Origin of the sequence: Sporosarcina sp. ACRSM (assembly GCF_022346545.1) — a bacterium.
Lineage (GTDB): Bacteria > Bacillota > Bacilli > Bacillales_A > Planococcaceae > Sporosarcina.
This window is the reverse complement of the sequence record NZ_JAKRNU010000029.1, coordinates 1-828: the sequence shown is the minus strand read 5'-3', so window position 1 is coordinate 828 and position 828 is coordinate 1. Positions and strand designations below refer to the sequence as shown.

The window sequence follows — 828 nt, the reverse complement described above, 5'->3', positions numbered from 1 at the left end:
TCGGAGAAATCCATACCATTGTAGCAGTTGCGGAGAATGGTGAAAATATCATGATTACCGGTCGTAAAATCCGCTCCATTCACCGGTTGCGTAATAAAAAACTGGCAGAACTCCAGCGAAAAATGAGTAAATGCACAAAAGGTTCCAAGCAGTGGAAAAAATATAACCGAGCAAAACGCTATGTGCTTTCGAAAAGTGGTAAACAACTCCAAGATGCCCTGCATAAAACAACGAAACAATTTGTTGATTGGTGCATCGAAAACGAAGTAAAAGAAGTGGCATTCGGGGAGGTAGACGGCGTTCAACGCAACACATCCCGCCGTAAAAAGAAAAAGGTCCGACGAAGAACGACGAACCAGAAACTATCCAATTGGTCTTTTGGAAAGGTCTATGCCTATCTGGCGTATAAACTGGAAGCGGAAGGCATGAAAATCGACAAACATGATGAAAGCGATACAACGCGGCAATGTCCTTGCTGCCCGAAGAAACGCAAAGTCTCTTCGAGAATCTATACATGTCCTTGTGGATATACCAATCATCGCGATATTCACGGGGCATCCAATTTCTTTGCGAAAACCTTTTACGGTGAAATCAGAGAACTCGATTTCAGCCTAAAGCCTACAAAGTATCTACGGATTGCCTAAGGGCAGGAAGTAGTAGATGGTCTGTTCCGACCCTGCTTATCTTCGGATAAGTTGTTGCCTACTGTAGTGAATGAAACCGACTCCTACGAATTCCCGTAAAAAGAACGTGCCACCCACATTCTTTGCTGGAGCATTTCCATTCATTTGGTAGGAAACCCCCACTTCAAAAACGGAACGTTTTAAG

Annotated in this window: 1 protein-coding gene; it reads left to right on the top strand. The window is 43.7% G+C overall.

The window, feature by feature from the left end; genetic code table 11:
- Positions 1 to 644 (top strand): RNA-guided endonuclease TnpB family protein (locus MHZ95_RS20765; RefSeq protein ID WP_239392685.1); only part of this gene is annotated, 644 nt, incomplete at its 5' end.
- Between the last annotated feature and the right edge of the window lie 184 nt (positions 645 to 828).